Genomic DNA, 1296 nt, shown 5'->3' on the forward strand with positions numbered 1-1296 from the left:
AAAAAGACAGTTACTTGAAGTAAATGTTTTATCTGACATCTATGCCAAGGAAGATTTAGGCATTGAGCGAAATAGAGGAACCAGATTTCTTTCTGATGAAGAAATTAAAATGGTTTTGATGGCTATTGAAGAATCAAATATTTTGCCTAAAAACAAAATTTTCTTAAAACTATGTTTAATGTTTGGTTGTAGACATGGCGAACTCAGAAAAGCCAAAAAGACAGATTTCGATTTAAAAAGAAAAGTATGGGTTGTTCCTGTAGTAAACAATAAGACTGGCAAGAAAACTGGTCGTGAAATTATTCGCCCTATTTTACCTGAAATGGAGGCATTAATTGTCGAGGCTTTTGAATACAGCACTTGTGAGTACTTCTTAACTAATGACAGTGAAGAAACCCCTATGAGCCATGGTTCTTCAAATTCGTTGCCTGGTTATGTAATGGAACGCCTTAGAAGGCATCATGATTATCACATGAAACATTGGTCGCTTCATGATCTACGAAGAACTGCTCGTACTAATTTCAGTGCATTTACTTCGCGTGATGTTGCACAACTCATGATTGGTCATGTAATGTCTGGCGAACAAGGCACTTAGGATTATTACTAATATTTACCACAGCAAACTGAAGCATATGCAAAGTGGATTGAAAAAATTAAATCTCTTACTGAATAAATGAGAATTATCAAATGAAAGATTGGGTTTACTTCTACATTGAGCATACTATTAAATATGGTGAGCCATTCTATAAAGAAGGAATCAAATATAAGAAGTGCGGCGTAGTGCTGACATGTTTAGAGCCAAAGTCTGGCCATACTTATGACCTACTTACAGATTTTGAAATGATAGAAAAGAAGGAACAATTGATGAAAACACTAGATAACGTACATACAAAATTTGGAAAGAAAAAACTCGGTATAAGTACGTGTTATGTGCCAGGTCGCAACTGGTCTATGTCACGGGATAAATTAAGCAGAAATCCTTTTAAGTGGGATGAGTTGCTAACTATTATTAACTAATATTTAACCGCAAAAGTAGTATTAAATATCGTTTAAATGAATTTATTATAATTTTTTATTTTAATAAATTTATATAATGTCCACTTTAAATTAAATATTCTAAACAAATAAGGTACATAATGAAACTTCCAATATCATGCATTAAGTGCGGGCTAAATGGCACTCATCATAGTGAGATTACAACAATTGTTGAAATCAATGATGACGGCATATATGAAATTCAATGCAAAAATGATCATACTTTCTTTGTTATATTACAACAACAAAAGTTTGAAGTAC

General features: G+C 32.6%; 2 pseudogenes. Both read left to right on the forward strand.

The features are described from left to right. A pseudogene (locus VXQ92_RS18570) lies at positions 1-673 on the forward strand (tyrosine-type recombinase/integrase); the annotation flags it as partial. A gap of 71 nt (positions 674-744) precedes the next feature. Next, a pseudogene (locus tag VXQ92_RS18575) lies at positions 745-1017 on the forward strand (DUF4113 domain-containing protein); the annotation flags it as partial. Positions 1018-1296: the final 279 nt, after the last annotated feature.

This window comes from Acinetobacter sp. 228, from assembly GCF_048147885.1.